At 61.8% G+C, this 1,449-nt stretch carries 1 protein-coding gene; it reads right to left on the reverse strand.

Features of this window, described 5'->3' with window-relative positions:
• Window positions 1–6: 6 nt before the first annotated feature.
• Complete coding sequence (locus HMPREF2874_RS01245; RefSeq protein ID WP_096740576.1) at window positions 7–1,335, reverse strand: ISL3 family transposase; 1,329 nt, start codon at window positions 1,333–1,335, stop codon at window positions 7–9.
• Window positions 1,336–1,449 lie beyond the last annotated feature (114 nt).

The following is a 1,449-nucleotide window of genomic DNA, read 5'->3' on the forward strand; positions in this document are numbered from 1 at the left end:
GGCTCTTCAGAGTTGAGTGTGGTTGGAGGCATCTAGGCCTCCTGCGATGAGGAGCATTCGGAGTTGGTAGTTGGTGGGGTTGCGGTAGCCTCTGGCGGTGCGTCTTCCTAGTTCGATGATTCCGTTGATGGCTTCGGTGGGGCCGTTGCTGGCTCCTCCTGTATCGAAGTAGGCCAAGAAGGCGTCCTTCCATTTGCGTAGGGTTCGACCCAGTCGGGCGATTTCGGGGATGGGACACGTTGGTAGGCGCTGGATGAGATGAGCGGCCAGGCGTCGGCCTTGGGCGGGTGTGGCTTGATGGAAGACGTCGCGCACTTGCTGGGCGCAGTGGTAGGCGACTTCCACACTGATATGCGCCTCATCTGCCGTGAAGGCCTCACGGAGTCGTTCTTGTTGACGCTTCGTGAGCCGATCACGCGAGGCGCGCAAAAGATTGCGGATCTGATAGAGAGGATCACCCTTGCGCCCGCGGTGACCGGTCGTGTCTTGCTGGACGCGACGACGCACCTCATCGAGAGCGTCACCGGCGAGCTTGACGATGTGAAAGGCATCGAGCACGCTGGTGGCGTCTTGGAGCTGGTCATCAATGGCGTTCTTATATCCCTGGAAGGGATCCAGCGTCGCGATCTGGATACCGGAGCGAAAGTCTTCGCCGCGCTCGGCCAGCCAGTTCTTGTACACGGTGCCAGACCTTCCCGGGACCAGATCCAACAAGCGGGCCGTGGGATGATCCTCCCCTCGCGTCAGGTCGACGATGCCGGTGAGCTCACGGGGCCCTCGTCGGCGTCGGTCCTGGTGGTGCCACACGTGCTCGTCAACCCCCAGCACCCGCACCCCTGAGAAACGGGCGGGGTCATCAGATGCGGCTTGCAGACACGGCTTGATATGGGACCACACGGTATTCCACGTGGTTCCTAACTGGCGGGCCAGCCCCGAGATAGTGGCTCCCTCGAAGCGCAACTGTCGGATCGCCCAGCGGATCGCCCGAACACCCAGACGCGCCCTGGGAGCACACACCGAGTGGTTCTGCTCAGCGAAAGTCGTGATCTGGCAGGTATGTTCGCGGCATATCCAGCGTCGCTTATGCCACCGGATCCGCACCGGGACCCCGGCCCAGGGCGCGTCGATCACCTCCACCACCACACGCCCATGACCTTGAGCGATCACCCCACAATCTGGGCACCCCGCCAGCTGGTTGCACGACTCAACATCGAGCACCAGAGCATCTGGGGTGCGAACCGCACTCATCAGATGGAAGCCCTCCAAGTCGACGAGCAGATCACACCGATCACAACGATCAAGCGACACAGAGCAGCAGCAGGTAGGGTGAGACATTGTCGAGGTCCTTGACGACAGCGGGGGTAGAAGTCCGCTCATCATCAAGGACCTCGACCTCTACCCGCAACCCCCGACCAACACCCGGTCACCCACACTCAACTCGGAAGAGCC

The sequence above is a fragment of the Rothia sp. HMSC068F09 genome (assembly GCF_001812775.1).
GTDB classification, from domain to species: domain Bacteria; phylum Actinomycetota; class Actinomycetes; order Actinomycetales; family Micrococcaceae; genus Rothia; species Rothia mucilaginosa_A.